Source organism: Riemerella columbipharyngis (genome assembly GCF_900101995.1).
GTDB classification, from domain to species: domain Bacteria; phylum Bacteroidota; class Bacteroidia; order Flavobacteriales; family Weeksellaceae; genus Riemerella; species Riemerella columbipharyngis.
The window spans coordinates 15559-41634 of record NZ_FNAS01000004.1 but is presented as its reverse complement, the minus strand read 5'-3'; the positions used below and the strand labels follow the sequence as shown (position 1 = coordinate 41634).

General features: G+C 35.8%; 36 protein-coding genes and 1 pseudogene. 23 read left to right on the top strand and 14 right to left on the bottom strand.

The window, feature by feature from the left end; translation table 11 throughout:
- Positions 1–34: 34 nt before the first annotated feature.
- From BLS89_RS10960 to BLS89_RS03355, 8 genes are all read right to left on the bottom strand, one after another.
- Positions 35–262 carry a hypothetical protein gene (locus BLS89_RS10960; RefSeq protein WP_092736102.1) on the bottom strand — a complete coding sequence of 76 codons (228 nt, stop codon included), beginning with the start codon at positions 260–262 and terminating at the stop codon, positions 35–37.
- Positions 211–813, bottom strand: coding sequence for a hypothetical protein (locus BLS89_RS10955; RefSeq protein ID WP_143017716.1), 603 nt, complete (start codon positions 811–813; stop codon positions 211–213). Before BLS89_RS10955 ends, BLS89_RS10960 begins: the two co-directional genes overlap by 52 nt.
- Positions 814–819: 6 nt before the next feature.
- Positions 820–1116 carry a hypothetical protein gene (locus tag BLS89_RS10950; RefSeq protein ID WP_245688824.1) on the bottom strand — a complete coding sequence of 99 codons (297 nt, stop codon included), beginning with the start codon at positions 1114–1116 and terminating at the stop codon, positions 820–822.
- A gap of 23 nt (positions 1117–1139) precedes the next feature.
- Positions 1140–1325 (bottom strand): hypothetical protein, encoded by a 186-nt coding sequence (locus tag BLS89_RS10945; RefSeq protein WP_245688822.1) that lies wholly within the window; start codon positions 1323–1325, stop codon positions 1140–1142.
- Positions 1326–1484: 159 nt separating this feature from the next.
- Positions 1485–1757 (bottom strand): S8 family serine peptidase, encoded by a 273-nt coding sequence (locus BLS89_RS10940; protein WP_245688831.1) that lies wholly within the window; start codon positions 1755–1757, stop codon positions 1485–1487.
- Between the two features lie 386 nt (positions 1758–2143).
- The gene (locus BLS89_RS10935) at positions 2144–2449 is read right to left on the bottom strand and encodes a hypothetical protein (protein WP_245688820.1); all 306 of its coding nucleotides are present in this window, start codon (positions 2447–2449) and stop codon (positions 2144–2146) included.
- A 113-nt stretch (positions 2450–2562) separates the two neighbouring features.
- Positions 2563–2838: a hypothetical protein gene (locus BLS89_RS10930; RefSeq protein WP_245688818.1), complete on the bottom strand. Its 276-nt coding sequence runs from the start codon at positions 2836–2838 to the stop codon at positions 2563–2565.
- Between the two features lie 202 nt (positions 2839–3040).
- On the bottom strand, positions 3041–4237 hold the full coding sequence (locus BLS89_RS03355) for an exo-beta-N-acetylmuramidase NamZ family protein (protein ID WP_092736179.1): 1197 nt from the start codon (positions 4235–4237) through the stop codon (positions 3041–3043).
- A gap of 4 nt (positions 4238–4241) precedes the next feature.
- Here BLS89_RS03355 and BLS89_RS03350 point away from each other — a divergent pair, with 4 nt between their 5' ends.
- The 10 genes from BLS89_RS03350 to lipA all read left to right on the top strand — a co-directional run bounded on the left by BLS89_RS03350 (position 4242) and on the right by lipA (position 13581).
- The gene (locus BLS89_RS03350) at positions 4242–5471 is read left to right on the top strand and encodes an ABC transporter permease (RefSeq protein ID WP_092736100.1); all 1230 of its coding nucleotides are present in this window, start codon (positions 4242–4244) and stop codon (positions 5469–5471) included.
- A gap of 1 nt (position 5472) precedes the next feature.
- Positions 5473–5727 (top strand): hypothetical protein, encoded by a 255-nt coding sequence (locus BLS89_RS03345; RefSeq protein ID WP_092736099.1) that lies wholly within the window; start codon positions 5473–5475, stop codon positions 5725–5727.
- A gap of 199 nt (positions 5728–5926) precedes the next feature.
- Positions 5927–6484: a hypoxanthine phosphoribosyltransferase gene (gene hpt / locus BLS89_RS03340; protein ID WP_092736098.1), complete on the top strand. Its 558-nt coding sequence runs from the start codon at positions 5927–5929 to the stop codon at positions 6482–6484.
- A gap of 41 nt (positions 6485–6525) precedes the next feature.
- A complete protein-coding gene (locus BLS89_RS03335) occupies positions 6526–7116 on the top strand; it encodes an adenylate kinase (protein ID WP_092736097.1) in 591 nt (196 codons plus the stop codon).
- Between the two features lie 26 nt (positions 7117–7142).
- Entirely contained in the window at positions 7143–8153 is a 1011-nt protein-coding gene (gene obgE, locus BLS89_RS03330) for a GTPase ObgE (RefSeq protein ID WP_092736096.1), read from the top strand.
- 6 nt (positions 8154–8159) lie between these two features.
- Positions 8160–9404, top strand: a complete 1245-nt coding sequence (locus BLS89_RS03325; protein WP_092736095.1) for a dicarboxylate/amino acid:cation symporter — start codon at positions 8160–8162, stop codon at positions 9402–9404.
- A gap of 46 nt (positions 9405–9450) precedes the next feature.
- The gene (locus BLS89_RS03320) at positions 9451–11472 is read left to right on the top strand and encodes a M3 family metallopeptidase (protein WP_092736094.1); all 2022 of its coding nucleotides are present in this window, start codon (positions 9451–9453) and stop codon (positions 11470–11472) included.
- Positions 11473–11490: 18 nt separating this feature from the next.
- Positions 11491–12129 carry an alpha/beta hydrolase gene (locus BLS89_RS03315; protein WP_092736093.1) on the top strand — a complete coding sequence of 213 codons (639 nt, stop codon included), beginning with the start codon at positions 11491–11493 and terminating at the stop codon, positions 12127–12129.
- A 10-nt stretch (positions 12130–12139) separates the two neighbouring features.
- The gene (locus BLS89_RS03310) at positions 12140–12694 is read left to right on the top strand and encodes an RNA polymerase sigma factor (protein WP_092736092.1); all 555 of its coding nucleotides are present in this window, start codon (positions 12140–12142) and stop codon (positions 12692–12694) included.
- Between the two features lie 32 nt (positions 12695–12726).
- A complete protein-coding gene (gene lipA / locus BLS89_RS03305) occupies positions 12727–13581 on the top strand; it encodes a lipoyl synthase (RefSeq protein WP_176763232.1) in 855 nt (284 codons plus the stop codon).
- 74 nt (positions 13582–13655) lie between these two features.
- On the opposite strand, the gene BLS89_RS03300 is transcribed toward lipA, so the two are convergent.
- The 3 genes from BLS89_RS03300 to BLS89_RS03290 all read right to left on the bottom strand — a co-directional run bounded on the left by BLS89_RS03300 (position 13656) and on the right by BLS89_RS03290 (position 15793).
- Entirely contained in the window at positions 13656–13973 is a 318-nt protein-coding gene (locus BLS89_RS03300; RefSeq protein WP_092736090.1) for a DNA-directed RNA polymerase subunit omega, read from the bottom strand.
- A 63-nt stretch (positions 13974–14036) separates the two neighbouring features.
- Entirely contained in the window at positions 14037–14927 is an 891-nt protein-coding gene (locus BLS89_RS03295) for an outer membrane protein assembly factor BamD (RefSeq protein WP_092736089.1), read from the bottom strand.
- Positions 14928–15544: 617 nt separating this feature from the next.
- Positions 15545–15793 (bottom strand): helix-turn-helix domain-containing protein, encoded by a 249-nt coding sequence (locus BLS89_RS03290; RefSeq protein WP_092736088.1) that lies wholly within the window; start codon positions 15791–15793, stop codon positions 15545–15547.
- Between the two features lie 210 nt (positions 15794–16003).
- On the opposite strand from BLS89_RS03290, the gene BLS89_RS03285 reads away from it, so the two are divergent.
- The 13 genes and pseudogenes from BLS89_RS03285 (at position 16004) to BLS89_RS03230 (ending at position 24857) form a co-directional block, all read left to right on the top strand.
- Entirely contained in the window at positions 16004–16405 is a 402-nt protein-coding gene (locus BLS89_RS03285; RefSeq protein ID WP_092736087.1) for a hypothetical protein, read from the top strand.
- 10 nt (positions 16406–16415) lie between these two features.
- Positions 16416–16736 carry an SH3 beta-barrel fold-containing protein gene (locus BLS89_RS03280; RefSeq protein WP_092736086.1) on the top strand — a complete coding sequence of 107 codons (321 nt, stop codon included), beginning with the start codon at positions 16416–16418 and terminating at the stop codon, positions 16734–16736.
- A 102-nt stretch (positions 16737–16838) separates the two neighbouring features.
- A complete protein-coding gene (locus BLS89_RS03275; RefSeq protein WP_092736085.1) occupies positions 16839–17261 on the top strand; it encodes a recombination protein NinG in 423 nt (140 codons plus the stop codon).
- A 4-nt stretch (positions 17262–17265) separates the two neighbouring features.
- Entirely contained in the window at positions 17266–17625 is a 360-nt protein-coding gene (locus BLS89_RS03270) for a hypothetical protein (RefSeq protein ID WP_092736084.1), read from the top strand.
- 37 nt (positions 17626–17662) lie between these two features.
- Positions 17663–17830, top strand: a complete 168-nt coding sequence (locus BLS89_RS10570) for a hypothetical protein (RefSeq protein ID WP_176763231.1) — start codon at positions 17663–17665, stop codon at positions 17828–17830.
- A 5-nt stretch (positions 17831–17835) separates the two neighbouring features.
- Complete coding sequence (locus BLS89_RS03265) at positions 17836–18489, top strand: phosphoadenosine phosphosulfate reductase domain-containing protein (protein WP_143017715.1); 654 nt, start codon at positions 17836–17838, stop codon at positions 18487–18489.
- 2 nt (positions 18490–18491) lie between these two features.
- On the top strand, positions 18492–19214 hold the full coding sequence (locus BLS89_RS03260; RefSeq protein WP_092736083.1) for a ParB N-terminal domain-containing protein: 723 nt from the start codon (positions 18492–18494) through the stop codon (positions 19212–19214).
- A 20-nt stretch (positions 19215–19234) separates the two neighbouring features.
- The gene (locus BLS89_RS03255; protein ID WP_092736082.1) at positions 19235–19699 is read left to right on the top strand and encodes a hypothetical protein; all 465 of its coding nucleotides are present in this window, start codon (positions 19235–19237) and stop codon (positions 19697–19699) included.
- Positions 19677–21113: a phage terminase large subunit gene (locus BLS89_RS03250; RefSeq protein ID WP_092736081.1), complete on the top strand. Its 1437-nt coding sequence runs from the start codon at positions 19677–19679 to the stop codon at positions 21111–21113. Before BLS89_RS03255 ends, BLS89_RS03250 begins: the two co-directional genes overlap by 23 nt.
- Positions 21114–21227: 114 nt before the next feature.
- Positions 21228–22586 (top strand): phage portal protein, encoded by a 1359-nt coding sequence (locus BLS89_RS03245; RefSeq protein WP_092736080.1) that lies wholly within the window; start codon positions 21228–21230, stop codon positions 22584–22586.
- A pseudogene (locus BLS89_RS11280) lies at positions 22586–23623 on the top strand (hypothetical protein); the annotation flags it as partial. The gene BLS89_RS03245 and the pseudogene BLS89_RS11280, both read left to right, overlap by 1 nt.
- A gap of 584 nt (positions 23624–24207) precedes the next feature.
- The gene (locus BLS89_RS03235; protein WP_018675737.1) at positions 24208–24426 is read left to right on the top strand and encodes a hypothetical protein; all 219 of its coding nucleotides are present in this window, start codon (positions 24208–24210) and stop codon (positions 24424–24426) included.
- A gap of 2 nt (positions 24427–24428) precedes the next feature.
- A complete protein-coding gene (locus BLS89_RS03230; protein ID WP_092736079.1) occupies positions 24429–24857 on the top strand; it encodes a phosphohydrolase in 429 nt (142 codons plus the stop codon).
- Between the two features lies 1 nt (position 24858).
- On the opposite strand, the gene BLS89_RS03225 is transcribed toward BLS89_RS03230, so the two are convergent.
- The 3 genes from BLS89_RS03225 to BLS89_RS03215 all read right to left on the bottom strand — a co-directional run bounded on the left by BLS89_RS03225 (position 24859) and on the right by BLS89_RS03215 (position 25971).
- Positions 24859–25068, bottom strand: a complete 210-nt coding sequence (locus BLS89_RS03225; RefSeq protein WP_092736078.1) for a hypothetical protein — start codon at positions 25066–25068, stop codon at positions 24859–24861.
- Between the two features lie 425 nt (positions 25069–25493).
- A complete protein-coding gene (locus BLS89_RS03220) occupies positions 25494–25724 on the bottom strand; it encodes a hypothetical protein (RefSeq protein WP_176763230.1) in 231 nt (76 codons plus the stop codon).
- Between the two features lie 13 nt (positions 25725–25737).
- Entirely contained in the window at positions 25738–25971 is a 234-nt protein-coding gene (locus BLS89_RS03215) for a hypothetical protein (protein WP_245688814.1), read from the bottom strand.
- Between the last annotated feature and the right edge of the window lie 105 nt (positions 25972–26076).

Below are 26076 nucleotides of genomic sequence, written 5' to 3'. Positions count from 1 at the left end.
GTTACTGTATATTTTCCATTTCCATTGAGTCTTACTATAGGATTTTTAGAGTTAGCATTAGTTCCATTTTGTAAGATACTGTACTGGGAATAAAAGACCATTCCCATTTTGTTACCGGATATTCCTCCGGAGCATCTGTATTATTTTTAAACTCTATATTTTTATAAGAGTGTGTTCTAAGATTATCAGCGGTGAATATTGGATAGGGCTTTATAACTGCATACTCAAATCTAACATCATCCAAAGCCAAAGCATAAGCCATTTTTTCCCTTTAACTTTATGAGCAAAACCTATATAAGCAATCTGAGCCTGAGGAACTAATTCATATGCATATCTATGATATTTACCATCTGGATTGGCCTCTATTTTAGATGCCCCTACTGTAGACATAGCACTGCTAGTAGCATTATTTCCTAAATAAATATCTAAAAGTTCAGGCTTCTCACTAAACTTTCTAAGATAGAAAACAACACGATATCTAGTATTAGCTCTAAGTTTCAATGGATTGGAGAATATCCAGTCATCTACATTCATCTTGTTATTAGGGATATTGATGGCAAGACCATTCCCTGTGTGAGCAAATTGCGGCTGTGTGTATCCCAGCCATGTTTGTCCATTATTATTTTTATCTTCTGCGGTCCAACCATATTTTTTCAAATCTTCTTCAAACCCAAATTCACTCATTGATTGATTAGAAATCAAATCAGAAATAATACCAAATGCCTCTGTATCAATTTTATTATTTATAGCTACTTCGTCATATGATGATATTACTTCTGCAGAGATAGAATAATTAATAAACGACTTAGACAAATCTAATTATGGTTTATAGTTTGGGAGCTTCCCGCTGATATTGTAGGGATGGATATCTACTAAATTTTCATATTCTACTCTATCATCATCTTTATTAATAAGCTTTATTTTGAGTTTAGCATTTGAAAAATCCTTTGTTCCATTATTCGCAACTAAGAAATCCACTGGAGTAGTCTCTGTATATTGTACAGGTGGTACGGTTATTGTCACGGAAGTGGCTTCTAAATCTTTCTTTACTCCCGTATTGATTTCTGAAACTACAATAGAATAATCCTGGCTATCTGCGTCTATAAGACTTATCAATTTATTTTTTATTTCATTCTTTTTCAGAGTTCCTTTATGGTATAAACAGCTCCAGCTTCTGGTGAATCGATAACGATTTGCTCTACATTATCTATATTATTATCCCCTTTGGCAGCTGCTTGAGCCGGGTTAGCAGGATCAAGACGCCAAGGCAATCCTACTTCAGCATTGTCTTTGTACACACGAACATCTAGATCATTAACTAACATTTTGGTACGATCGTTGAGTTCATTTTCTTTACTAAGCGTAGTAGGCACCGGATCTGTCCAAACGATTGTTAATTTAAGTAGTTCTTTTCCAGAAGCTATCACGGGAATTTCTTATACCTCCCTGTTATTAAGTGTCTTTTTTTTTCAATAAGGATATATTTATTTCTCAATGAAATTAATTGCTTTAGCTGCTCCAAAACCATTTAATAATCCCCATCCAGATTTATAATCAGGACCAGGATTATCTCCTGCTTCATGTAATGTATTGATTACTATCGCTTTCAGAGTAGCAACCTTTATTGTATTTTCTACATTAAGTTTAGAGAAATGTTCTTGTATCAGTAATAAAGTCCCTGTAACATTAGGAGTTGCCATAGAAGTTCCATTCATTGTAGTATAAGCATCATTTCCTGTAGAACTTGTGGAAAAAATCCCTACTCCTATTCCTGTAATATCAGGTTTAATACAGGTTCAAATGAGCTAAAACTTGCCATTTTCACATCACTAGTAGCCTTATATCCTCCATTTATTTTTTCGGCGTCTCCTACTACCAACACATTTTTACCGGTAGAGGAAAAATTTATACAATCAAATCCATCTGTCCCTCCATTCTTAGACTTGATATTGTATGAAGTAACCCACTTTTTACTTTTTGTGCTGTATACATAATATATCTGACCTTTTTGAGGATCTCCTCCTCTGGAGTTTCCTGCTGCCTCTATGGGTAAATAATAAGGATCATTTACAGCAATTAAATCTCTAAGCTGGTCTCTATCGCTATACTGTCCAAATCTCTTATATAGTATCTCCCTGGCTTCCTAACCAATGCCAGCCTTGATGTTCCGACCAATCTCCTCGTTCAAAACCACCGGGGTAACCATAAGAGTGATTAGACAAAATTGACCCTGAGCCACGGCTTCCGTCACTTCTTCTTTATCATTATCCCAATCGGCTTTTGGGACCATTCCTTTAGCTTTGGCATTAACACCTGATGCTACCATAGTCCCCGCCATATGGGTAGAGTGATCACTAAATTCGGATGGACGATCCTTTTGTATCACTCTTCCTCCAAATTCCTGATATGTAGTTAATAAAAAACCTGCGTCCCATTCATACACTTTCATTCCTTCTCCATCAAGGTTAAAATAACCGCCTGTAGAATTCAGCTTATCTGCTCCGGTACCCTTGTGCGGCTCCTGTATTGAATGTTACATAATAGAGAGGTACTCCAGACTTACTAAATCCCTGAAGCTGATAAGCTTTTTCCTACTACTCCGGAAGAAGGAATGTTTAAGGAACAAGCTTTGGATTTGAGCTCTTTTACATTAAGCGTAGAACTTTTTATATTTTTACTTAAAGTACTTAGTTCTTTCACATTAGCTGCTTTCTTTATTTTTGAAAGCTGCATTGCACTTTGTGAAAATAATAAAGACGGCATAAACAAGAAACTAATTGCCACAGGAAGCACATTCTTAGTATTACACATCGTTTTAGAATCAATAAATTTTCTCACAAAAATAAACTCTAATATACATGTTTTTTTGATAAAACAGTACAAAAAAACAACTAAACCTCAAACGATCATTGCTCAAGAAATATAAATACTCTTTGTTAAAGACTACAACTATAAAGTATGTCTATAAAACGAAATAATACATAAACTTATGTCTTAATAACTCAAAACAGTAAATTATTAAATAAAAATATAGCATCTATCATTGTGGATAAATGACATATTTTGTTCTGATTTTTTCAAAGTCCGCGAGGTCTTTTTGCCAAGAAGCCCTAATCTCTTTCTCGCTTTTCCCTGCTATTATCTGTTTTCTAAGCTCATCAGTTCCTGCAAGTTTGTCGAACCAAAAATTTTTAGTGAAAAAAGGTTCTTTTTTGTTTTTATAATGCTTATAAGCTTTTATCACCCACTGCAAGTCCAATTTGCGTAAATCTTTAGGATATTTTCTCAAATCTTCTCCATAGCAAATCCGCCTCTCAAAAGGTGGATTCTTTGCTCCAAAATTAGGCTTCGGTACAAAATGAAACCCCATCCGTACAAGATAAGGCGAACCATAGGTCTGAAAAGGGAAATCCGTGCCACGCCCTACTGAGACCTCAGTTCCTTCAAAAAAGCAAAGTGAAGGATACAAATTTACAGACTTATCATTAGGCAAGTTAGGTGAAGGTCTTTGCATCATCGGATAGCGTTTCAGCTTGTGATAATTTCTCATTGGTATCACCGTATATTTAGGCTTTTTACCATTTTTCAGCCAACCCTCATCGCGTATCATTTGCCCATATTCACCTATTGTTAGCCCATAGATAATAGGAATAGGATGTAGGCCTACAAAACTCTTCCAAGTTTTTTTTAACACAGGTCCGTCAATATATCCGTCGTGGGGATTGGGACGATCTAAAACTATTACTTGTATATTATTCTCTGCTGCTGCTTCCATTATATAAGACAAGGTAGAGATATAAGTATAAAATCTTACCCCTACATCTTGAATATCAAAAAGAATAATATCCAAGCCCTCCATCTGTAGTGAAGTCGGTTTTTTATTATTACCATAAAGAGAAATAATAGGTATCCCTGTTTTGGTATCCACACCATTTTTTACATACTCTCCTGCGTCTGCATCGCCACGAAAACCGTGTTCAGGTGCAAATATTTTTTTGATGCGGATATGATTTTGGATTAAAAAATCCACGATATGGGTACTGTCTTTCATCAATCCGGTCTGATTGGTTACCACTCCTATCGTTTTGTTTTTGAGCAACCGCAGGTAGAGTCCAGGGCGGTCTGCACCCGCTTTAAAGCCATCTTCATAAGGGGCTTGCGCATAAAAATTTGTGTAAAAACCCAAATAAATTAGGCAGATAAAAAGTAAATTTTTAATTTTGAAAACTAAATTCATAAGCTTGAAATTTCCGTTATACTTTTCTAAAAAAATAGCATTCTCCAAAGATAATAAAAATAATCTTTCGAGAGTCATCGTATTTATAGGAAGATTATCTGTTGCCTTGGGAATAATAGTTTCTCTAATCACTGTAGCTACAGGACTTGGTTCCAAAAAAGCCATAAAAAACAGAATGGGCGATTTTAGTGGGCACATCATTGTTAAATCTACGCGTTCCAATTCTTCTTATAACACTACCGTACTAAGCCGCGAAGGGCTAAATATTGACAATATAAAGAGCCTCCCGGAAGTAGACGGAGCACAGTCTTATGCCACTGTGAGCGGTATTCTAAGAACCAAAGACAATTTTTCTGGCATCATCTTAAAAGGAGTCTCCAAAGACTTCAACAAAGAGCGTTTTCAGAAGTTTTTAGTAAGTGGCAGCGTCCCCGATTTCAACGAAAAAGAACTTAACAACCATATCATCATTTCCGAAAAAATTGCCAATGAACTCCACCTAAAATCTAAGGACAGCATTGTCGCTATTTTTTCAAAAGAAGATCAAAAGCCTATTTACAGAAAATTTGTAGTACAAGGTATTTATAAAACGGATATCAAAGTAATGGACGATATTTTCATCATCGGTGATATCAACCAAGTACGACGGATACAGGGAATGAACAAAGATGATATCGGCGGGTTAGAAATCTTTCTGAAAGACTTTAATGATTTAGACCAAATTTTCCCAAAAATAGAAAATAATATCGGCTATAAAAACTATGCTGAAAAAGTCACTGAAAAATATCCTCAAATCGTAAGCTGGATAAATATTTTTGACACCAATATCACATTGATTATAGGGATTATGCTCATCGTAGTGGTGATCAATATCATTATGGTTTTACTTATCTTAATCATTGAAAGAACCAACTCCATAGGAATGCTGAAAACCCTCGGTGCCACAAATGGACAAATACGGTCTATATTTATCAACTACACCTTAATGATAATGATACCTGGGCTGGTCATCGGAAATATGGTAGGCTTGGGTTTACTACTCATTCAAAAGTTTTTCGGAGTCATTAGACTTAATCCCGAAAATTATTATGTAAGCATAGTTCCTGTGGATCTCAACCCTGTTTATATCCTAATGATTTCTATAGGAATTTTAGGAGTGTCTGCATTATCACTAATTCTGCCGAGCTATCTCATTAGTAAAATATCACCTATTACAGCTATCAAATACAATTAAAATGAAAAACATTCAAATAAAAGCCGCTCAATTTTTCGATTTATTAAAACTAAAAAATGTCTCTATGTGGGAAATTTTTGCACAGATGATAGATGGCGAAGAAAAGAAAATTATCTTTTTGACAGAAGATGAAAAAGTGTTATTTGATTATCATCTTCCTAAAACAATACAAGAACTCAACAAAGACAAGGAAAAATTCACAGCCGAGTACGCTTCAAAATTAGAACAAGCAGAACAACGCTCAAAAAACAATTAGCCCCGAAAACCACAGACTTGATTATGATTAAGTCTTATTTCGGAAACATAAAGAGACTTTGCCCCAATTTTTTCAACGGTTTAATTTATGGTAAAAATTATTTTATTTAAACAATATCCTCTCTGCTCCATCAATATTTTAGTCTCAAATAACAAAAAAACTCTATTTTTTTATTAGCTTTGTACCTTTGAATGTAAAGATGGACAAAATAAAAATTCACGACAAGACCTTTGTTCCTTATCTGAAAAACGAGGAACTGCAAGAGGCTATAAGAGATTTAGCCCATAAAGTGTATGAGGATTACAAAGATGAAGTGCCTATATTCGTAGGGGTACTGAATGGAGTGATTATGTTTTTTACGGATTTTCTGAAACACTATCCCGGACACTGCGAAATCGCCTTTATCCAAATGAGTTCTTACCACGGAGGATTGCAATCTGCGGGTATCGTTTACAAGAAGATGGAGCTCACTAAAAATGTAGAGGGCAGGCACATTATCCTTATGGAAGATATCGTAGATACAGGTAATACGATTGAAAGTCTTTTTGAATACTTCAAGAACACACAGAGACCAAAATCATTAAAAGTAGCTTCTCTACTGCTAAAACCGGATGTTTTCAAAAAAGATTTCAAAATAGATTATGTAGCAAAAGAAATCCCTAACAAATTCGTATTAGGCTACGGCTTAGATTACGACGAATTAGGCAGAAACCTCCCAGACCTATACCAACTGGAAGACGGAAGAATAAATCACTAATAGAAACTAAACAATCTTGATATAAAGTAAAAACAAAAAAAATGATAAACATTGTACTATTTGGCCCTCCGGGAAGCGGCAAGGGAACTCAGGCAGAGTACCTGATAAAAAAATTCGATTTAATCCAAATCTCTACCGGAGATCTTTTCCGATACAACATTAAAAACGGCACAGAGCTCGGAAAACTTGCAAAATCTTATATGGATCAAGGACATTTGGTTCCCGATGAAGTTACCATAAATATGCTGACCGAGGAGGTGAAAAAGCACACCGATGCAAAAGGACTTATTTTTGACGGATTCCCAAGAACTGCGGCACAATCTTTGGAATTAGAAAACATTGTAAAAGATGTACTGAATGAAGAAATTGACCTATGCCTCTCTCTCGTGGTAGAAGATGAAATTTTGGTACAAAGAATTTTAGAAAGAGGTAAAACCAGCGGAAGAACAGACGATGCCGACGAAAGCATTATCCGAAACAGAATTAAACAATATTATGCTAAAACCGCAGAGGTGGCAGAGCTGTTCAAAGAACAAGGGAAATATGTAGAAGTAAACGGCGTAGGAGAGATCAATGAAATTTCAGAAAAACTCTTTGCAGAAGTAGAAAAAGTAATCAATAAAGGAAAATAATATTTCCTAAAAATCCAACAGAAGATATGTCGAATTTTGTAGATTATGTAAAAATCCACTGCAAATCCGGTCACGGCGGTGCCGGCTCTGCACACCTAAGAAGAGAAAAATATATCCCCAAAGGTGGACCTGATGGCGGTGACGGAGGCAGAGGCGGACATATCATTATGAAAGGTAATGCCCACGAATGGACGCTCTTACCACTAAGGTACACACGCCATATAAAAGCTGAAAACGGACAGCCCGGAGGCAAAAACCAGCTGACAGGACGCTTTGGAGAAGATGTCTATATAGAAGTACCCGTGGGAACGATTGCAAAAAATGAAGACGGCGATGTCATAGGCGAAATCTTAGAAGACGGACAAGAAGTCATTCTAATGCACGGAGGAAAAGGCGGTCTGGGAAACGAGCATTTCAAATCCGCAACTAATCAAACACCACGATACGCACAGCCGGGACTTCCTGGTGAGGAAGGTTACATCGTTTTTGAGCTGAAAATTTTAGCTGATGTAGGATTGGTAGGGTTCCCCAATGCGGGTAAATCTACTCTGCTATCGGCAGTATCTGCGGCGAAACCCAAAATTGCCGATTATGCCTTCACAACGCTTACACCCAACCTCGGTATCGTAGATTACAGGAACTACAAATCTTTTGTGATGGCGGATATCCCCGGAATCATAGAGGGAGCCGCCGAAGGGAAGGGCTTAGGCCATAGATTCCTAAGACATATAGAGCGGAATTCCATTTTGCTGTTTCTCATTCCCGCAGACTCGGAAGACCATTTTCAGGAGTTTAAGATTTTGGAAAACGAGCTCAAGGAATACAATCCCGAACTACTGAATAAACAATTCATTGTTTCCATATCCAAGTCCGATCTATTAGACGCAAAATTAGAAGAGGAAATCGCTGCCGAATTCCCGGAGCATATGCAGCCGCTGTTTTTCTCTGCCGTTACGGGACAGGGCTTACAAGAGCTGAAAGATAAAATTTGGAAAATACTCCACGACTGTTCTCAAAAAATAATTCCATTGAAATAAAAATATATGAAAGGACAAAATAAACTATTTTTAGCCATCGCAGCCTCTCTTATCTTGGGTGTTGCCATTGGTGGATATGTGCATATAGAGCATCGGGATACTGCGGCTTCTTTTGCCAAAAATATAAAAGTTTTAGGAACTCTTTTCATTCGGCTGATACAGATGATTATAGCCCCATTGGTGTTTACCACTTTAGTTGCAGGGATTTCCAAAATGTCTGATACCAGTATGATTGGAAGAGTGGGCATCAAAGCAATGCTATGGTTTATTACAGCTTCTTTCGTATCGCTGTTCATTGGTTTGGTATTGGTTAATTGGCTGGAGCCGGGGCACATTACCAAACTCCCAATACAAGATCCTTCTTCTGCAATCGAATTAGTAGGTTCCAGTAAAGAATTTTCCTTAGAAGATTTCGTAAAACACATTGTCCCAAAAAGTTTATTTGAAGCATTCGCTACTAATGAGATTTTACAAATCGTTGTTTTCTCTATAATGTTCGGTATTGCATTATCCCAATTGGGTGAAAAATATTCGGCACCAGTTATTAAGGGATTAGACATTTGTGCACACGCTATTCTAAAAATGGTAGGCTATATTATGTGGGTAGCTCCTCTTGGTGTTTTGGGGGCGGTAGCCGCTGTTGTAGCGACTAACGGCTTTGAAATATTTACCGTCTATGCCGTCTACCTCAAAGACTTTTTCTTTGCATTAGTGGTTCTTTGGTTAGTTTTATGTTTTGGGGGCTATTTAGTTTTAGGCAAACGCTTGTTTGAGGTGCTTAGGAGAATAAAAGAACCGCTGCTCATAGCATTCTCTACTACAAGTTCCGAAGCCGTTTTCCCAAAATTGGTAAAGGAATTGGAAGATATGGGCTGTAATGAAAAAATTGTTTCTTTTGTATTACCACTGGGCTATTCTTTTAACCTTGACGGAAGTATGATGTATATGACCTTTGCATCAATATTCATCTCTCAAATCTATGGGGTGGATATGTCTTTACAACAGCAAATCACAATGCTTCTGGTGCTAATGCTTACCTCAAAAGGTATTGCGGGAGTTCCTCGTGCAAGTCTTGTGATTATCGTGGCGGCATGCTCTATGTTTAATATCCCGCCTGAGGGCATCGCTCTAATTCTCCCGATAGACCATTTCTGCGATATGGGAAGAAGTATGACCAATGTTTTGGGGAACGCCCTTGCGACTACTGCCGTATCTAAATGGGAAGGACAGCTGAAAGAAAGTAAAAATTAGAGTATCTATCTTATTCTTTTTTATATTAAAAAAAAATAAAATTATTATGCAAAATCCATTGTTAAAGTCTTTTGAGACGCCATATCAGTCCGCTCCTTTTTCTGAAATAAAAAACGAACATTATCTCCCTGCATTCAAGGAACTTATTGCTAATTCCGAAAAAGAAATAGAGGCAATCTCTCATAATCCTCAAACCCCGAATTTTGAAAATACAATAGAAGCCCTCGCCTATTCCGGAGAGCATTTGGATAATGTCTCGCACATATTTTTTAATCTTAATTCCGCAGAAACAAATGATGAACTTCAGCAAATAGCCCAAGAAGTTTCGCCTTTGCTTACAACATTTACTGCAAAAATATTTCAAAATCAAGCACTTTTCCAAAGGGTAAAACAAGTCTATGACGACAAAGAAAACTTAGCCCTCAATGACGAGCAAAAAACACTTCTGGAAGAAACTTACAAAGGCTTTGTGAGAAATGGGGCACTTCTCGGTGAAGAAGACAAAAAAGTTTTGGAGGAAATCAATAAAAATTTAGCTCTAAAATCTTTACAATTCGGACAAAATGTATTGGCAGCTACAAATGCTTATTACAAACACATTACAAACAAAGAGGACTTAAAAGGAATCCCGGAAGCCATCGTAGAACAATATGCCGAAGAAGCCAAAGAAAAAGGCTTAGAAGGATTTGTAGTAACGCTGCAATACCCGAGCTACATTCCGTTTATGACCTATGCTGAAAATAGAGCATTAAGAAAAGAATTAGCCTTAGCAAACGGCATCAAAGCTTTTGATGGCGGAGATTATGACAACCAAAACCTCATTAAAGATATCATACAGCTCAGACAAAAGAAAGCCCATCTGTTGGGATATAAAAATTTTGCCTCTTATGTCTTAGAGGAGAGAATGGCAAAAAGTCCTGATGCGGTATTTAGCTTTCTGAATGAATTATTAGACAAGGCAATGCCTTACGGTAAAAAAGATGTGGAAGCACTAAAAACTCTTGCGAAAAAAGAGGGCATAGAAACTATACAAAGCTACGACCACGCCTACTATGCCGAAAAACTTAGAAAAGAAAAATTTGACTTGACCGACGAAGAGCTTAAACCCTATTTTCAATTGGAAAAGGTACAAGCGGCAGTATTTGGATTAGCCAAAACATTATTCGGATTAGATTTTGAAGAAATAAAAGATGTGCAAACCTACCACCCCGATGTAAAAACTTACAAAATAACGGAAAACGGCGCGTACAAGGCTTTGCTCTATGCAGACTACCACCCGAGAAAAGGTAAAAGAGCCGGCGCTTGGATGACGGTATTCAAAAATCAATTCAAAAAAAATAGGGAAAATAATAGGCCTCATATTTCGGTGGTTTGTAATTTTTCCAAGCCTACACAAGGAACACCGAGCCTACTCACCTTCCAAGAGGTAACCACACTGTTCCACGAGTTCGGACACGCTCTACACGGCGTTTTAGCAGACACCCAGTACCCTAATCTATCCGGAACTTCAGTAAAATGGGATTTTGTAGAGCTACCTTCTCAGTTCTTGGAAAACTACTGCTACGAACCTTCGTTCCTAAAAACTTTTGCTAAACATTATCAATCGGGAGAAGTACTCCCCAACGAGAAAATAGAAAAATTGGCATTATCCAAAAACTTTATGGAAGGCTATCAGACGATGCGGCAGCTGGGCTTTGGACTATTGGATATGACTTATCACACCAATGAAATAGGCGATGATTTTGAAGTAAAAACTTTTGAAAAAGAAGCCATCGGGAAAACCACCCTCTACCCCGACAATCCAAAATCTGCCATTAGTACGAGTTTTTCCCATATATTCCAAGGCGGATATTCCGCAGGATACTATTCTTACAAATGGGCAGAAGTCTTAGATGCTGATGCTTTTCAGTATTTCAAAGAACGCGGCATCTTTGACGAAGAAACGGCAAAAAAATATAAAATACTGCTCGCAAGTGGCGGTACCAAAGACCCTATGGCACTCTACATCGCTTTCAGAGGAAGAGAGCCAAAAGTAGAAAGCCTACTGAAAAGGGCTTTTGGAATTTAATTAAATCTAAAAACAATTATGGATATACAATACCTCATAAAAGAGCCTAATATTATCAATAAAAACACCCCTCTGCTGGTGCTAATACACGGATACGGAAGCAATGAGGAAGATCTTTTTTCCTTTGTCCCTACCCTGCCGGAGGAATGGCTGATTATTAGCCTAAGAGCACCAAAAACAACAGTCTATGGAGGATATGCGTGGTACGATATAGATTTCGTAAATTCCGAAAAATTCATCAATACCGAACAAGCGAACCTCTCTATCCAAGCGATTATCCAAACCGTAAAACAAGTGAGAGAACGCTATGGAAATACCGAAGGAGACATACATTTATGCGGCTTCAGCCAAGGTGCTATACTCTCTTACGCTATGGCGCTCACCTACCCCGATATGTTCCAAAAAATAGCCTGCCTGAGCGGCTATCCCGAAATGAAAATATTAACCAATATCGTAAAAGACAAAAAGAAAATAGAACGGCTAAGATTTTTCATTTCCCATGGTACCGATGATGCTGTAATACCTCTGGAATGGGCGAGAAAAGCAGCTGATTTGCTTTACGATATAGGTGCCTATTTTACTTTCAGAGAATATATGAGTGGGCACGGAGTTAATCAAAAAAACTATCAAGATTTAATGGAATTTTTTCGTAGCTAATTTTTGATTTATGCCTAAAAAAAACAATCTATTATCCCTCATAGAGGAAGCTAAAACCAAAGATAGAGAGGCTCAGACTAAGCTCATCAACACGCTTTGGATAGATGTGTTTTCTTTTGTAATGCAGAAAGTAAAAGATAAAAACATTACTGATGACATTACGGTGAGAGTCTTCTCTAAGACCTTGGCAAAGCTGGATAGCTACAATCCTGATTTTTCTTTCAAAACTTGGATACTGACGATTGCCCAAAATACCATAATAGATTTCCATAGAAAACAAAATCTAAACAACGAAACTTCTACGGAAAATATGAGTGTTCTGAAAAACCACTTGGAGTGTTCCCCTGAAGAACTTATGATATCGCAAGAGAAACAACAAGAAATTATACAAACCATAGAGGCTCTTGACGAAAAATACAAAAAAATAATACGACTTAGATTTTTTGAAGAACTAAGTATAAAAGAAATTGCGGATAAACTCGGTATCTCTGTCTCTAATACAAAAGTGAGAATTATGCGAGCTAAGAAACTTTTGGCAGAGCTTCTTAAAAACAATTATTACTAATAAAAAACATTTCTTTACCTTTGCAGCTGAATATGGACAATACTGTAACACAAAAGCCCAAATGGATTAGGGTAAAACTGCCTACCGGAAAAAACTATAGAGAACTAAGAACTCTGGTAGATAAATATAAACTGAACACCATCTGCCAGAGCGGATCTTGCCCTAATATGGGCGAATGCTGGGGAGAGGGTACCGCTACTTTTATGATTTTGGGAAATATTTGTACCCGCAGCTGCGGTTTTTGTGGGGTAAAGACCGGTAAACCTATGGAGGTAAACTGGGACGAACCCGAAAAGGTGGCCCGTTCCATCAAGCTGATGAAAATAAAACACGCCGTACTGACTTCCGTGGATAGAGACGACCTAAAAGATATGGGCTCTATACTCTGGGCCGAAACAGTAAACGCCGTACGAAGGATTTCCCCGGGAACGACAATGGAAACCCTTATCCCCGATTTCCAAGGTATTACAAAGCATTTAGACCGTCTTGTGGAGGTAGCACCAGAAGTGATTTCTCACAATATGGAAACCGTAAAAAGACTTACTCGTGAAGTTCGTATCCAAGCCAAATACGAGAGAAGCTTAGAGGTACTTCATTACCTTAAAAAAGCGGGACAACGCCGCACCAAAACGGGCGTAATGTTAGGCTTAGGAGAAGAAAAACACGAAGTATTCCAAACCATAGAGGATATTAGGAATGCAGAGGTAGATGTGATTACTCTGGGACAATACCTGCAACCTACCAAGAAGCATCTTCCCGTGCAGCGGTTCATTACCCCTGAAGAATTTGAGGAATATGGCAGTTTTGCAAGAAGCTTAGGATTTAGGCATGTAGAAAGTTCTCCTTTGGTAAGAAGTTCGTACCACGCAGAAAAGCATATCCATTAGGATTGACTGAATAAAAATACAAAAAGGTCAGCAAAATTATTTTGCTGACCTTTTTGTATATTATAAAAAACACTTTATTCTTCTGTTTTTCTGAAATAAATATCATCATCTAACCATTCTCTAATAGCTATAGAAGTCGGCTTTGGTAATTTTTCATAAAGTTTGGAGATTTCTATCTGCTCTCTATTCTCAAAAACTTCCTCCAGCGAGTTATTAGAAACTGCAAACTCATCCAATTTATTACGCAAATCTGTATGAAGCTCGCTGTTTATCTGCTCTGCTCTTTTACCCATTATTACGATAGCCTCGTAGATAGAGCCTACTTTTTCTTCTATTTTGTCTCTATCATAGGTTATAGTGTTTGTTTCCGCTTTTGAATCCTTTATACTCATTTTATATTATTATTTTTTCTAAGTGCAAAGATAAGTATTTTTATCAAACTAAAAATATGAAAGTTAAGAATTATCTTTATTTTCTTTTTGTTCTTCTTTCTCTTTCATTTTTTTATCGTAATCGGCTTTATCTGTATCTATCTGTTGTTTCAATTTAGTATACTTTTCGTAAGCCGCATTTAATTCATCTCTAAGAGCCAATGCATCTTTAGACATATTACTATCCGGATACTTTTTTTCAACATACTTAGTGTAAGCAATAGCATCTTGCAGACGATCTCCCTTTAAATCAAATTTAGAATTGAGTGCCAGCTGGGCTTTGGCGTTAAGTAAATAATTTTCTGCCTTAGAGCGAAGCTTTGTTGCCGGAAAATCATCAAGCATATTATTAAAATTGATAATTGCAGATTTGTATTCCAGCATCTTATAGTACTGCTTTGCATTTTGGAATGCCTTGTATTCCAATTTGTATTCCAGCTCATCTATCAAGTTTCTAATATTTTTAGCTCTATCCGAATTAGGATAAGTATTCAGAAAATTTTGCAATTCTGTGATGGCAAGTCTTGTACTTGTTTGATCCAAATTGTAATCTAAAGAACCTTGATAATAGCATATTGCAGACATATAGGCAGCTTCTTCTCTACGAGGGTCATCAGACAGCCCGTCATTGATTGCAAACTGCTTAAACTGATGCCCTGCAAGGCGGTATTGCTTATCGTAATAATTTGCGTATGCCGATTTAAATAGAATATCAGAAGCCTCTTCACTTCCTGAAACCAAATTCTGGACATGCTCATATAGAGATAAAACCTGTTTCCATTTTTTTTTGGCATACATATCGTCGGCAACCTTTATGATAAGATCCTTATCCGCACTCTTCATAGCGTCATCGAATTGTTTATTACAAGATGCCGCCACTAAGGCAACCCCAATACATAAGATATATTTTTTCATCTGTAAACTTTAGTATGTATGTTGCAAAAATAAAACTTTTTTGCTAAACCTTTAGTATTTATGAAACTTTAACACAGTTTTAAAGCCCTTTTAATCCCCGATTACACATTAGATATTTTTAATGATCAATAGATATTGCTTTTTGGGGAGTGTATTTATTAAATAACAATAATTTATTTGGGCTAAGATCCAAAATAAAATTGCGATGCCTAAATAGGTTAATAGTTGTCTAAAATCTAATTACCTTCCAGATTCAAGTATTTAATTTTTGAAAGTATTTGAATTGATTTTTAAGGTCAAATAAAATTAAGCCACAGCAGGAGGTATCTACCTCAAATATATATTCCTAAAAATTACAAGGACTTAGTTTTAGAACTAAAAAATATACTCGACTCTTTTATTTATTATTTCTATATTGTTGATATGGAATAATTTCATAAAAGAATAATACAAAACCCTAAAAGTTTTTGATTTAGTTATTAATCATATAAACCTATACCCCGCAAAACGAGATGTGTAGTTTTCTAAAACAAAATGTGCAAAAGTTTCGTTACAACCATACCTTATCTCGTTTTACGGGGGATACGGATAAGCAAAAGTTACATTTATTGATAAATTTAATTTTTTCGCCTAATACCTAGCCATTCCCCTGTTTGGTCATCATAGAAATGAGAAAAACCATTGCCAGCAGGTAAAAGTTCCGCAATTTGACATTCTAACGCTTTGGCTATTTCTTGAAGACTTGATAGCTTAGGGTTTTGTATTCGTCTAAAAAAAGATGTGTAAGTTATACCTATCATTGTAGAAAGCTCTTGCAAGGAATAGCCTTTCATTTTAGCCACTTCTTTTATTCGTGTTTCGTTCATATACTTTTCTTTTAATATTGCAAATATACGTAATAATGCTGAGAAAATATTGTAAAATTTATTTTCTCTAAACTTTTATATATCAAATAATTACAATATCAACTGAAGAAATATTGTAAAAAAATACTATTAAAATTTACTTATATTGTAAGTAACTACTATATTTGCAAAGTGAAAATTAAAATAGAGGTTTAACAAATAGAAAGTATTATGAAAACATTAGGCGACTTATTATCAACAGAAGCAAGAGAAGACTACTTCTTCAATATGAATACACCAGCAACAAAAAGCAATGTAGAGGCTTTTGATATTGCTATGAAATTGATGAGTGTAGTACACTCTGATGTGTTATTTAACAATGTAGAAGATGGTGGCACTTGCAACCTTGATAGTGTGTATATCAAATTGAAAGGTAGAAGAAAGTCTTTTATTAAGTTGATACAAGATATTACAGGTCTTGAACTCTATCATCACCCTTACTATAGAGGTGCATATATCATTGCTTATGATTACGCAGGGCAAGCAGATAGAAGAGCAAGCCATGTAAAATTTATTTACGATGAATTAACAAGTAGAGGACTTGATGTGAATGTATATTATCAAATAGATTAAAAAGAATATTATGAAAACTCAAGATTTAAAACAAATTATGAAGTTAGCTTGGCAGTTTTTCAAGCAAACAGGCATTAAATTTAGTGAATGCCTAAAAAAAGCGTGGGCAAACTTCAAACTAAAAAGAGCTATGCAAACGGAAATAGTTAAATTCTATTTTCAAAAAGTAAATGGCGAAATTCGTGAGGCGTGGGGCACTCTCGCACCAAATCTAATACCAGAGCCCAAAGGCACTGAAAGAAAGCCTAACCCCACCACACAGGTGTATTTCGACACAGAAAAACAAGGATTTAGATGTTTTAAGAAGTTTAACCTTGTTTATTTGGCGTAATATGTTTCAAAAAGCGGTTTTTAAATGCAAAAACTTTGTTTTTCGACCAAAAGACCGCTTTTATCTATTTGATTAAAAGAAACATATGATTATCTTTGTGAGGTGATAGATGCAAAAATCATACTGAAATACAAAGCTAAGACAAAGGGGCAACTTGTAGAGCAAGCCCAGAAGTTAGTAAATGCTTTTGTGCGTGAGCGTGATGCGATAAATGACAAAGGCGATTTTGTGTGTATTTCTTGCGGTAAGTACAAGCCAAAACACCAGTGTAATGCAGGGCATTATTTCAGTAGGGGCAATTACCCAAGCGTAAGATTTGATTTGGATAATATACACAGCCAGTGTATTCAGTGTAATCTACACCAGCATGGTAACCTTATACCCTACCGAGAAAGACTTATCAGAAAGATAGGCAAAAAACGATTTGAGCAATTAGAGAAAATGGCGTATATTAGCCACTACAAGCACGATAGAATTATGCTTATAGAACTCATAGAAAGAATGAAAAAACAATTAAAAAAATAGAGAAATGAAAGTATTAACATTACAAATTAAAAGACATTTTTTAGAACAAATCTTATCTGGTGAAAAAACTGATGAATTTAGAGATATTTTACCAAAAAATGAAAAGAAGTATTGTAAAATCGTATTACACGAAGATGACAATACTTACGAAGTTACAGAAGTAGTTAAATACGATGCTATTCGTTTTTTTAACGGCTACAAGACAGATAGACCTGAAGTGTTAATTGAGATTAAAAACGCCTTTGTTGATTTTGAAGTGGACGAAGAAGGAGTTATAGAATGGGAAATGGAAGACGGCACCATCTACCCTATCTGTTGCATGGTATATCAATTGGGTAAGGTATTAGAAAGAAAAAATATTTAAACATAAGTAAAAACAATAATCATTAAAACTTAAAACCATGGCAAAAAACCAAATTAGAACAACGAGTGCTACAAGTGGATATAGAGGTGGTTCAAAAGCCGCTTCTACAGAATCAGGCGGGAAACTTGGTAGAAATGGCAAATTTATAACGAGAAGACAGCGATACGGTGATTTGCGTAGGGCTTTCGGTTTATCAAGTGGGTAATCGTTATGAATAAACTACAACACGCAGAAAAAGTAATCAGCACGGTAAGGCAGAAGTCAAACCGTGCCTTGCTTTTCTATTCGGCGGGTAAAGATAGCATTTGCTTATTAGATTTGCTCGCAAAAGAATTTGATGAAGTTGTATGTGTATTTATGTATTTCGTAGAGGGGTTAGAGCATATTGACCGCTTTATTCGTTTTTCAGAAAAACATTATAGCAATGTACAATTTATACAAATACCTCATTGGAATTTGACTAAAATACACCGAGCAGGGTTATTCTGCCAGCCCAAGAAAGTAAGACAGTTGATGTTTGGTGATGTGATACAAGCAATGAAGTTAAAGACTGGCATACCTTACGCATTTATAGGCGAAAAACAAGCGGATAATCTCAATAGAAGATTGAAGTTAAGAGGTTACGAGTTAGAAGCCATTTCTACAACAAATAACATATACCCATTAAGCCATTGGAAAGATGCAGATGTGCTGAATTATATCAGACGCAAAAAACTGCCCAAGCCGATAAGTTATGGAAATAACAAACGGAGTAATGGCATGGGCTTTAACGAAGATTGCTTTGTGTGGCTAAGGGAACATTATCCACAGGATTTAGAGAAGATATTAACGGCTTATCCGTTATCACAAAAAATACTCATTTGATTATGACCAAAAAATTAAAAGAAAGCGAAACAAGGGTAATTAAGCGAAGTCAAATAAAATTTGCACCCTATAACCCTAAAAACCACACACAACAATCGGTAAAAGATATGCTGAAAAACTTCAAGCGTATTGCTTTTGCTGGAGGGGTCGTTTGGAATGCTTTATCTGGTAATCTTATCGATGGACATAAAAGGGTAATGGCACAAGATATTTACTACAAATATGACGGTACACCAGAAACCGATTACGAAATCAAAGTAGAGGTATTAGAATTAGATGAAAAGACAGAAAAGGAACAAAATATTTGGCATACTCGGTCAAGGTCGGAATTAGATGATGAATTGATGAGAAATTTAATTCCAGAAATTGACTATGAAAATGCAGGTCTTGATGATTATGATTTGAGTTACTATGGAATAGAGTTAAACGCAGAGGAAAGCGAAAATGTAGTAGAAGCCATTGAAGAACTTTACCAGCCTGTAAAACAACAGAAAGAGGTTGAGAAACAAATATCCGCCGAAGAGAAAAAACAAAAGATAAAGGAAACCAAACAAAAAATAATGGAAGATGCCCAAGAGAAAGCCAAAAACCTTGACTCGTATGTAACCCTTTCTTTTGACAACTGGAAAAACAAAGAAGCCTTTATGATTAGAATGGGATTTGACCCTGAATTTAAGATGATTAAGGGAGAAACCTTATCGGAAATGGTAGAAAGAATAGGATAGTTTTGGTAACAAGATGTAATATGAGTAAACCAACCTTTACAGATGAACAAATTGAGGAATTATTGATTAAATGTAACGGACAGCCGACTAAAGTTGCATCAGCGTTGGATGTGTCGTATGTACAGGTGTATAGACGAATTCGCCAAAACCCTAAATTGTTGGAAGTGCAAGAGGCTGAAAGGGCAAGGGCTTATCAGATATTAGATAATCTTTCAATGCAAATTGCTTTGAAAGGGACGATAAAAGAGCCCATCCTCGATGAAGAAGGAAACCCAACAGAACAATTTAGAGATGTATTGGTGGACTATAAAACACGCATTCAAGTAATTCAAAACCAACAGAATTTGTTTAAAGGGAGTATAGGTATCAAAGACCAAATCGAGGTCACTCATAAATCAGGCACAATCGATTATTCAAAATTGTCGGACGATGCGTTGAAAGAGATACTAAATGCAGAGGTAGATGAAGAGCAAGAAAGTACATAATCCGTTAGAACTTAGAAAAGAACTTTTTAAGCGAGGAAATTTTGATTTCATTACCACGCACAAGGGCAAGAAACACATAAAACAAGAAGAAGCCCTAAAAATCCTAACAGACAACAAAACAAAAGAGTTTATTTACGGTGGTGCGGCAGGAGGTGCTAAGTCTTGGACTGGTGCCTCTTGGTTGCTTTTTATGGCATTGAATTATCCAGGCTCTAAATGGTTTATCGGGCGAGAAGAATTAAAACGATTGCGGGATTCTACATTGATTACCTTTTGGAAAGTTTGTAAAGCTTACGGAGTGCCAAAGGATTTCTATAAGTACAATGGGCAAGACAATTATATTCAATTTACAAATGGGTCAAGAATTGACATGTTGGATTTGCGATACAAACCCAGCGACCCTTTTTACGAGCGATACGGTTCAGTAGAATATACAGGCGGTTGGATCGAAGAAGGTGGAGAGGTCAATTTTGGGGCGTTTGATACGCTTAAAACAAGGGTTGGACGACACATGAATGATGAGTTTAATATTACTCCTAAAATCTTCATCACTTGTAACCCAAAGAAAAACTGGATGTATTCGTATTTCTACAAGCCAGCAATGGAAAACAGATTGAAACCTTACCAAGTGTTTCATCAAGCCTTTGTACAAGATAATCCATTTATCGCCAAAGACTATATCGAGCAGTTAGAAAACACTACCGATAAAGCCAAAAGAGAACGATTACTAAAAGGGAATTGGGAGTACGACGATAACCCTTACAAACTTTGTGATTATGACAAGATACTGCAACTCTACACCAATGACCATATTACCAAAAGTAGAGAGAAATATATTACTGCCGATGTAGCGAGGTTTGGCTCTGATTTAGCTATAGTAGGCGTTTGGGAAGATTGGGACTTGGTAGAAGTACACACTTTTGAAATTAGTAAGACTACCGAAATACAAGCCTGTATTCAAGCCATGCAGTCTAAACATGGAATTCCAAGCAGTAATTGTATTGCCGATAGTGATGGTGTCGGTGGTGGTGTTGTAGATAATCTAAATATTGTTGGTTTTGTAAACAATGCCAGACCATTTGAAGAGGAATTAAGCGAGGGTAAAAAAGACACGCCGAGTTATAAAAATATGCAAACGCAATTGCTAGTGTACCTTGCAGAAGAGATTATCAACAAGAACAAGATGCGGATTTCAGCAGATTTGTCAGAGGAACAGAAAGAGGCAGTTAATGAAGAACTGGATACTATCGAACGCATACCTGACACGAATGTGATAACTCTGGTAGATAAAGCAACTATCAAGCAAAATATAGGACGCTCACCTGACTACCGAGATTTTATATTAATGCGTGGGTATTTTGATTTTAAAAAGCCTATCCGTAACAACTTACAAGATATTGCAAGTATCTTATAGCTCAAAAACACGCTTTTAAAATTAAAAACTTTGTTTTTGGGGCTAAATCGTTTAATTACCTATTGTTATGGTGCTTTTATAATGCTAATTTTGTGATTATCAATATATAAATCTATGAGTATTATAACAAAAGAAATAGAAGAATATAAAGGCGGTAGAACTCTGCCTAAGATAGGAGATTACAATAAGCAATATGAAGTTAAGCAACATGAGATTTTTACCAATCTGATTAAATACCCAGATCGCAAGGTAACAACCGACTACATAGACAGCAATGGTAAAAAAGAACGAAAAGAAGAAACTATCGCACTGAACCGAATAGGACTACCCTATCAAAAGAAAATCGTCAATATTGCTACAACTTTTTTGTGTGGAACGCCTATTAAATACACCAACAGCCTTGAAGAAGAGGACTTATACAACGCCTTTCAGAAAGTAATTGAGAAAAACAAAATGAAGTTTGTTGATAAGGAAATCGTTACTGCCGTGGGGCGTTTTACAGAGTGTGCAGAGTATTGGTACCCTACCAATGAGGCTAATAATCATTACGGTTTTGATTCTCAATTTAGATTAAAGGTAAAGGTATTGATGCCTGATAAGTATAATTTGTACCCAAAATTCAATGAAAACGATGATTTGATTTCATTCGGAAGAGAGTTTAAAAATGGGGATAAAACTATTTTCGAGGTTTATACCGCAGAAAAGATTATCCGCTATGAACGAGATGACGAGTGGAAGAAAGTAGAGGAAAAACCAAATGTTATTGGTAAAATACCAATCGTTTACTATAAGCAGGAAAATGTTGAGTGGGCAGATGTTCAAACTATTATCGAACGCTTAGAATTTATTTACTCAAACATAGCAGAAAGCAACGACCGCTTTTCGTTCCCAATTCTTAAGCTAATAGGGAAAGTAGAAGGACAATTATCCAAAGATAAATCTGGTAGGGTTTTACAATTGGAGCAAGGAGCTAATGCTGAATTTGCCAACCAACCACAAGCCAATCAAAGTATTGAAAGCGAAACCGACCGATTGGAAAGAGATGTTCATGATTTTACTTCAACACCTAATATTTCATTTGATAATATGAAAGGGTTGGGTAATATGTTGGCTGGAAGTAGTGCAGAGTTTTTATTTTTATCTGCACACCTCAAAGTAATGGATAAGATGGCAATTTATATACCTGCATTACAAAGAAGGGCAAGCATCATTAAATCGTATCTTCAAAAATTCAATGTGAAATTCGCAAAAAATGATTTGGAAGTAGAGCCAGTTATTACACCTTTCATTATCAATAATGATGCGGATTTTATCAAATTCTTAATGGAAGCCAATGGTAATAAACCGCTCTACTCACAAGAATATTCAATGCAAAAAATAGGCATCAAAAACCCAAAAGAAATGATGGCACAAATTGAGGAAGAAAACAATCGCAGAAACGAATTAAGCAACAGCAATGAGTTTACTGTATAATGGACTTTGATAACATACATCGGAAACATCTACGGAAGCACATCAGAACCCTTGAACAAATCTACAACGATTTGATTGCGAGGGTTGCGTATTTGGCGGTAAAAACAGAATTGACAGACAAAATCTACCAATTTCGAAGTAATAAAAAAGTGCTTTTACAGATAGAGGAAGCCTTAAAGGAGTATTACAACAAAACCCTACAAACTATCTATACTGGCACCGACCAACAATGGCGATTTGCCAATGAGAAATACAACGCTTTGCGTGTGGCTACATTAGAACGCATAGCCAGCCATATCAGCAAAGAAAGCTATTATAGGGAACTTGCTAAAGTTTCTAAGAGCCCCTTCAACTTAGAGGCATTGAAGGTTTTTCAAGAAAGAAAGGTGGGGAAATTTACTATTTCGGAGCGTGTGTGGCATATTACTAAGCAAATGAAATCTGAGTTAGAATTAGCTATTGATGTTAGTCTTTCGGAGGGAATGAGTGCCAACGAACTGGCTCGAAAAGTGAAAAAGTATCTGAATGAACCCGATCGGCTTTACAGAAGAGTGAGAGATAAGCACGGCAATTTAGTATTAAGCCGGCATGCCAAAGCCTACAAGCCTGGGCAAGGCGTGTACCGAAGTAGCCATAAAAACGCTCTTCGTTTGGTAAGTAATGAAATCAACACGGCGTACAGAGAAAGCGAACAACTTAGAATTTTACAGAACAGTGACATTGTGGGGGTTGAAATCTGCTTAAGCCCGCAACATACCATCTTTGATATTTGCGATGAACTAAAGGGGAAATACCCAAAGGATTTCATCTGGAGTAAATGGCATATTGGCTGTAAGTGCCACCGCAAAACGATTCTTAAAACCGATGAGGAGCTTATAAAGGAACTCAACAGCAACCAAGAGTTACCGCCTGATACTTCAAAAAACTATATTGGCGAACCGCCTAAACACTTCGATAAATGGGTTTCGGAGAACAGAGAGCGTTTTAAGAACTGGAAGCATAAACCTGAATGGTGGGTGGAGAATAAAGGAATGATTGAGAAAAGTGAAATTAAGGGTTTAATGTTAAAAGCAAAGCAATCAGAGAGCGAAGTATCAAAAGTGATAAATCAATTAACCCCAAAACATAACGGATACGCTACGCCTATAAACTTTAAAAGTTATCAATCTATTCAGAGAAAACTTCAATTAGAACTTAATGGTGATATTTCTCAAATAAAAGACTCTATTAGAGCAACGATAATATTGCCTAAAGAAAAAATGCGAAATTTAGAGTTATATTTAGAAAAAAGTAGTATCTTTGAAAGAGTAAAGGTTCAAAAACCAGAAAGGTTTATGGGGTATAGTGGTATTCTTACTAATATTAAAGCCACAAATGGTATTTCTGCCGAAATACAATTCAACACAGAAAAAATGATTTACGCTAAAGAAAAACCTACGAATGCAATTCGCATTATAGGTAAAAAGCGTTGGGATGAAATACGGAAAGAAACAGGACTTAAAGGTGGGTTGGGGCATAAATATTATGAAGAATACAGATTATTAGATATGAATATTCCTAAGCAACTGGAAAGAATGAAAGAATTAGAAGAACTGTCTAAAAATTATTACAAAAACTTTAGATGAGTAATTTAGATTATTTATTGAAAAACGGTATTATTTATCTTTTAGATGAATACGAGAATGCTGTATTTAAATTCACAAGTACAGGCAAAGGAAATTTGTGTGAAGTTAAATTCAAAGGCAAAATACCTTATAAGATAGATTGCTCTACTAATTTGGCTATGCAGGCGATTTTAGGCGGTACTATTATAACGAAAGAACAATACGAAGAGTTTTAAAAATGTTAGAAAGAGCGATACAAATAGCAGTTAATGCACATAAAGGACAAACAGATAAAGCAGGGAAGCCCTATATACTACACTTAGTAAGGGTGATGGAAAAAGGGAAAACTGAAGAAGAAAAAATTTGTGGTATTCTTCATGATTTATTAGAAGATACTAATTGGACGATTAGCGATTTAAGAAAGGAAGGCTTTTCAGAAGAAATTATCAATGCATTACAATGCGTTACCAAAAAAGATAATGAGCCTTATTCTGAATTTATTAGTAGAATATCCAAAAATCCTTTAGCAACGAAAGTAAAATTAAATGATTTGGAAGATAATATGGATAAATCTCGCCTAAATAATATCAACGAAAAGGATTTACAGCGATTTGAAAAATACTCTATAGCATATAAATTTTTAAAGAATAAGTTAAGGAAAATTTGATTTATAATTTCTCCGCTTCCCTTTTAATAAAATTTACCAAATCATCAAGGTTTTTTTGATTGAACCAATGGCGAGGATTATTATCATTCTTTTTACAATTAAATGTTGAGGCTTTTACGCCCATTATTTCCGCTGCTCTTGCTCCTGTAATACCAAACAAATCAAGAATTTCCATGATTCTATTTTTTATTGCTAATTTATTGCTATCCATAATAATCCAATTAGTGTAATTACAATCAAAATAATTTGCCCCAAAGACAATTCAAAGACAATAGTTTTTTCATAGCCTTCCGTATTAATTTCTTTCCACTTAGAAATGAGGTGTTTTAAAAAAGATTTCATAACTTTGCAATGTTAAAAAGACAATGAGGTGGGGCTCTACCCCCACCGAGTTTAAAAGATTAGGTTAATAAAATCTCTAATTGCTACTAACAACTTGATTTTAAAACCTTTTTTCAACCTTTTAAAACTCAATTCAAATCTGAATTTCATTGGCTTGGTTTTTGGGTTAAACAAAGCGAGGTGCGAACTCGCATAATTGACTTTCAATTACCTTACAAATATACGACTATTTACTTAATCGTACAAATAAAAAGACCTATTTTTTAGGTCTTTTTTTATTTATAAATCAGGAAGTTATCCCAAAAATTTCTTTAGCCATTTTTCGGCTTCGGCTTTGGTCTTCGGAACAGGTATATCTACCTTTAAATCTCTGGTCTTACTTTCGTTTGTGGTCATTACTTTACCTTGCAGGTTTACGCAATAGTCTTTCTGGTCTTTGGAAAACTCATAGAGATTGTGTGTGCCGTAATTTGTAAATGAAAATCCCCTTTCCATAAGGAACTCTGAAAAATTAAATGTACTCATAATGATATTGGTTTTAGTTTTTAATCCAGTCTAATACTTCTTTGGTTAGGAATATCGGTTGTTTTCTTTGCGAACGATACTCGTAGCCACCTTTGATAAGTTGTTCTGGAAGTATTTTATTTTTAATACGCTGGTAAACCTTTCTTTTGTCCCAGCCTGTTACTTGGCAAAACTCTTGTAGTGTCATCGTTATTTTCTTTGACACTTCTATAAGATATGCGGATTCCATCATTTCGATTGTGGTCATATCTGCGATTCTTTTGTGTAAAATTTGGTTCATGTTTTTGTGATATGTTTCAAAAAGCGGTTTTTAAAATAAAAACTTTGTTTTTTATGGTTAATTTACTGATTT

Bases quoted from the DNA above. Each gene is read 5' to 3' on its own strand.
- BLS89_RS03245 (WP_092736080.1), top strand. From the start codon at position 21,228: ATGAGTATTATAACAAAAGAAATAGAAGAATATAAAGGCGGTAGAACT.
- BLS89_RS03235 (WP_018675737.1), top strand. From the start codon at position 24,208: ATGAGTAATTTAGATTATTTATTGAAAAACGGTATTATTTATCTTTTA.
- BLS89_RS03325 (WP_092736095.1), top strand. From the start codon at position 8,160: ATGAAAGGACAAAATAAACTATTTTTAGCCATCGCAGCCTCTCTTATC.
- BLS89_RS10935 (WP_245688820.1), bottom strand. From the start codon at position 2,449: ATGAAAGTGTATGAATGGGACGCAGGTTTTTTATTAACTACATATCAG.
- BLS89_RS03225 (WP_092736078.1), bottom strand. From the start codon at position 25,068: ATGGATAGCAATAAATTAGCAATAAAAAATAGAATCATGGAAATTCTT.
- BLS89_RS10960 (WP_092736102.1), bottom strand. From the start codon at position 262: ATGGCTTATGCTTTGGCTTTGGATGATGTTAGATTTGAGTATGCAGTT.
- BLS89_RS03345 (WP_092736099.1), top strand. From the start codon at position 5,473: ATGAAAAACATTCAAATAAAAGCCGCTCAATTTTTCGATTTATTAAAA.
- BLS89_RS03320 (WP_092736094.1), top strand. From the start codon at position 9,451: ATGCAAAATCCATTGTTAAAGTCTTTTGAGACGCCATATCAGTCCGCT.
- BLS89_RS03335 (WP_092736097.1), top strand. From the start codon at position 6,526: ATGATAAACATTGTACTATTTGGCCCTCCGGGAAGCGGCAAGGGAACT.
- BLS89_RS03290 (WP_092736088.1), bottom strand. From the start codon at position 15,793: ATGAACGAAACACGAATAAAAGAAGTGGCTAAAATGAAAGGCTATTCC.
- BLS89_RS03295 (WP_092736089.1), bottom strand. From the start codon at position 14,927: ATGAAAAAATATATCTTATGTATTGGGGTTGCCTTAGTGGCGGCATCT.
- BLS89_RS03250 (WP_092736081.1), top strand. From the start codon at position 19,677: ATGAAGAGCAAGAAAGTACATAATCCGTTAGAACTTAGAAAAGAACTT.
- BLS89_RS03310 (WP_092736092.1), top strand. From the start codon at position 12,140: ATGCCTAAAAAAAACAATCTATTATCCCTCATAGAGGAAGCTAAAACC.
- BLS89_RS03280 (WP_092736086.1), top strand. From the start codon at position 16,416: ATGAAAACTCAAGATTTAAAACAAATTATGAAGTTAGCTTGGCAGTTT.
- BLS89_RS10945 (WP_245688822.1), bottom strand. From the start codon at position 1,325: ATGTTAGTTAATGATCTAGATGTTCGTGTGTACAAAGACAATGCTGAA.
- BLS89_RS03265 (WP_143017715.1), top strand. From the start codon at position 17,836: ATGAATAAACTACAACACGCAGAAAAAGTAATCAGCACGGTAAGGCAG.
- obgE (WP_092736096.1), top strand. From the start codon at position 7,143: ATGTCGAATTTTGTAGATTATGTAAAAATCCACTGCAAATCCGGTCAC.
- BLS89_RS03300 (WP_092736090.1), bottom strand. From the start codon at position 13,973: ATGAGTATAAAGGATTCAAAAGCGGAAACAAACACTATAACCTATGAT.
- BLS89_RS03260 (WP_092736083.1), top strand. From the start codon at position 18,492: ATGACCAAAAAATTAAAAGAAAGCGAAACAAGGGTAATTAAGCGAAGT.
- BLS89_RS10570 (WP_176763231.1), top strand. From the start codon at position 17,663: ATGGCAAAAAACCAAATTAGAACAACGAGTGCTACAAGTGGATATAGA.
- lipA (WP_176763232.1), top strand. From the start codon at position 12,727: ATGGACAATACTGTAACACAAAAGCCCAAATGGATTAGGGTAAAACTG.
- BLS89_RS03270 (WP_092736084.1), top strand. From the start codon at position 17,266: ATGAAAGTATTAACATTACAAATTAAAAGACATTTTTTAGAACAAATC.
- BLS89_RS03315 (WP_092736093.1), top strand. From the start codon at position 11,491: ATGGATATACAATACCTCATAAAAGAGCCTAATATTATCAATAAAAAC.
- BLS89_RS03285 (WP_092736087.1), top strand. From the start codon at position 16,004: ATGAAAACATTAGGCGACTTATTATCAACAGAAGCAAGAGAAGACTAC.
- BLS89_RS03230 (WP_092736079.1), top strand. From the start codon at position 24,429: ATGTTAGAAAGAGCGATACAAATAGCAGTTAATGCACATAAAGGACAA.
- BLS89_RS03355 (WP_092736179.1), bottom strand. From the start codon at position 4,237: ATGAATTTAGTTTTCAAAATTAAAAATTTACTTTTTATCTGCCTAATT.
- BLS89_RS03215 (WP_245688814.1), bottom strand. From the start codon at position 25,971: ATGACCACAATCGAAATGATGGAATCCGCATATCTTATAGAAGTGTCA.
- BLS89_RS03220 (WP_176763230.1), bottom strand. From the start codon at position 25,724: ATGAGTACATTTAATTTTTCAGAGTTCCTTATGGAAAGGGGATTTTCA.
- BLS89_RS03255 (WP_092736082.1), top strand. From the start codon at position 19,235: ATGAGTAAACCAACCTTTACAGATGAACAAATTGAGGAATTATTGATT.
- hpt (WP_092736098.1), top strand. From the start codon at position 5,927: ATGGACAAAATAAAAATTCACGACAAGACCTTTGTTCCTTATCTGAAA.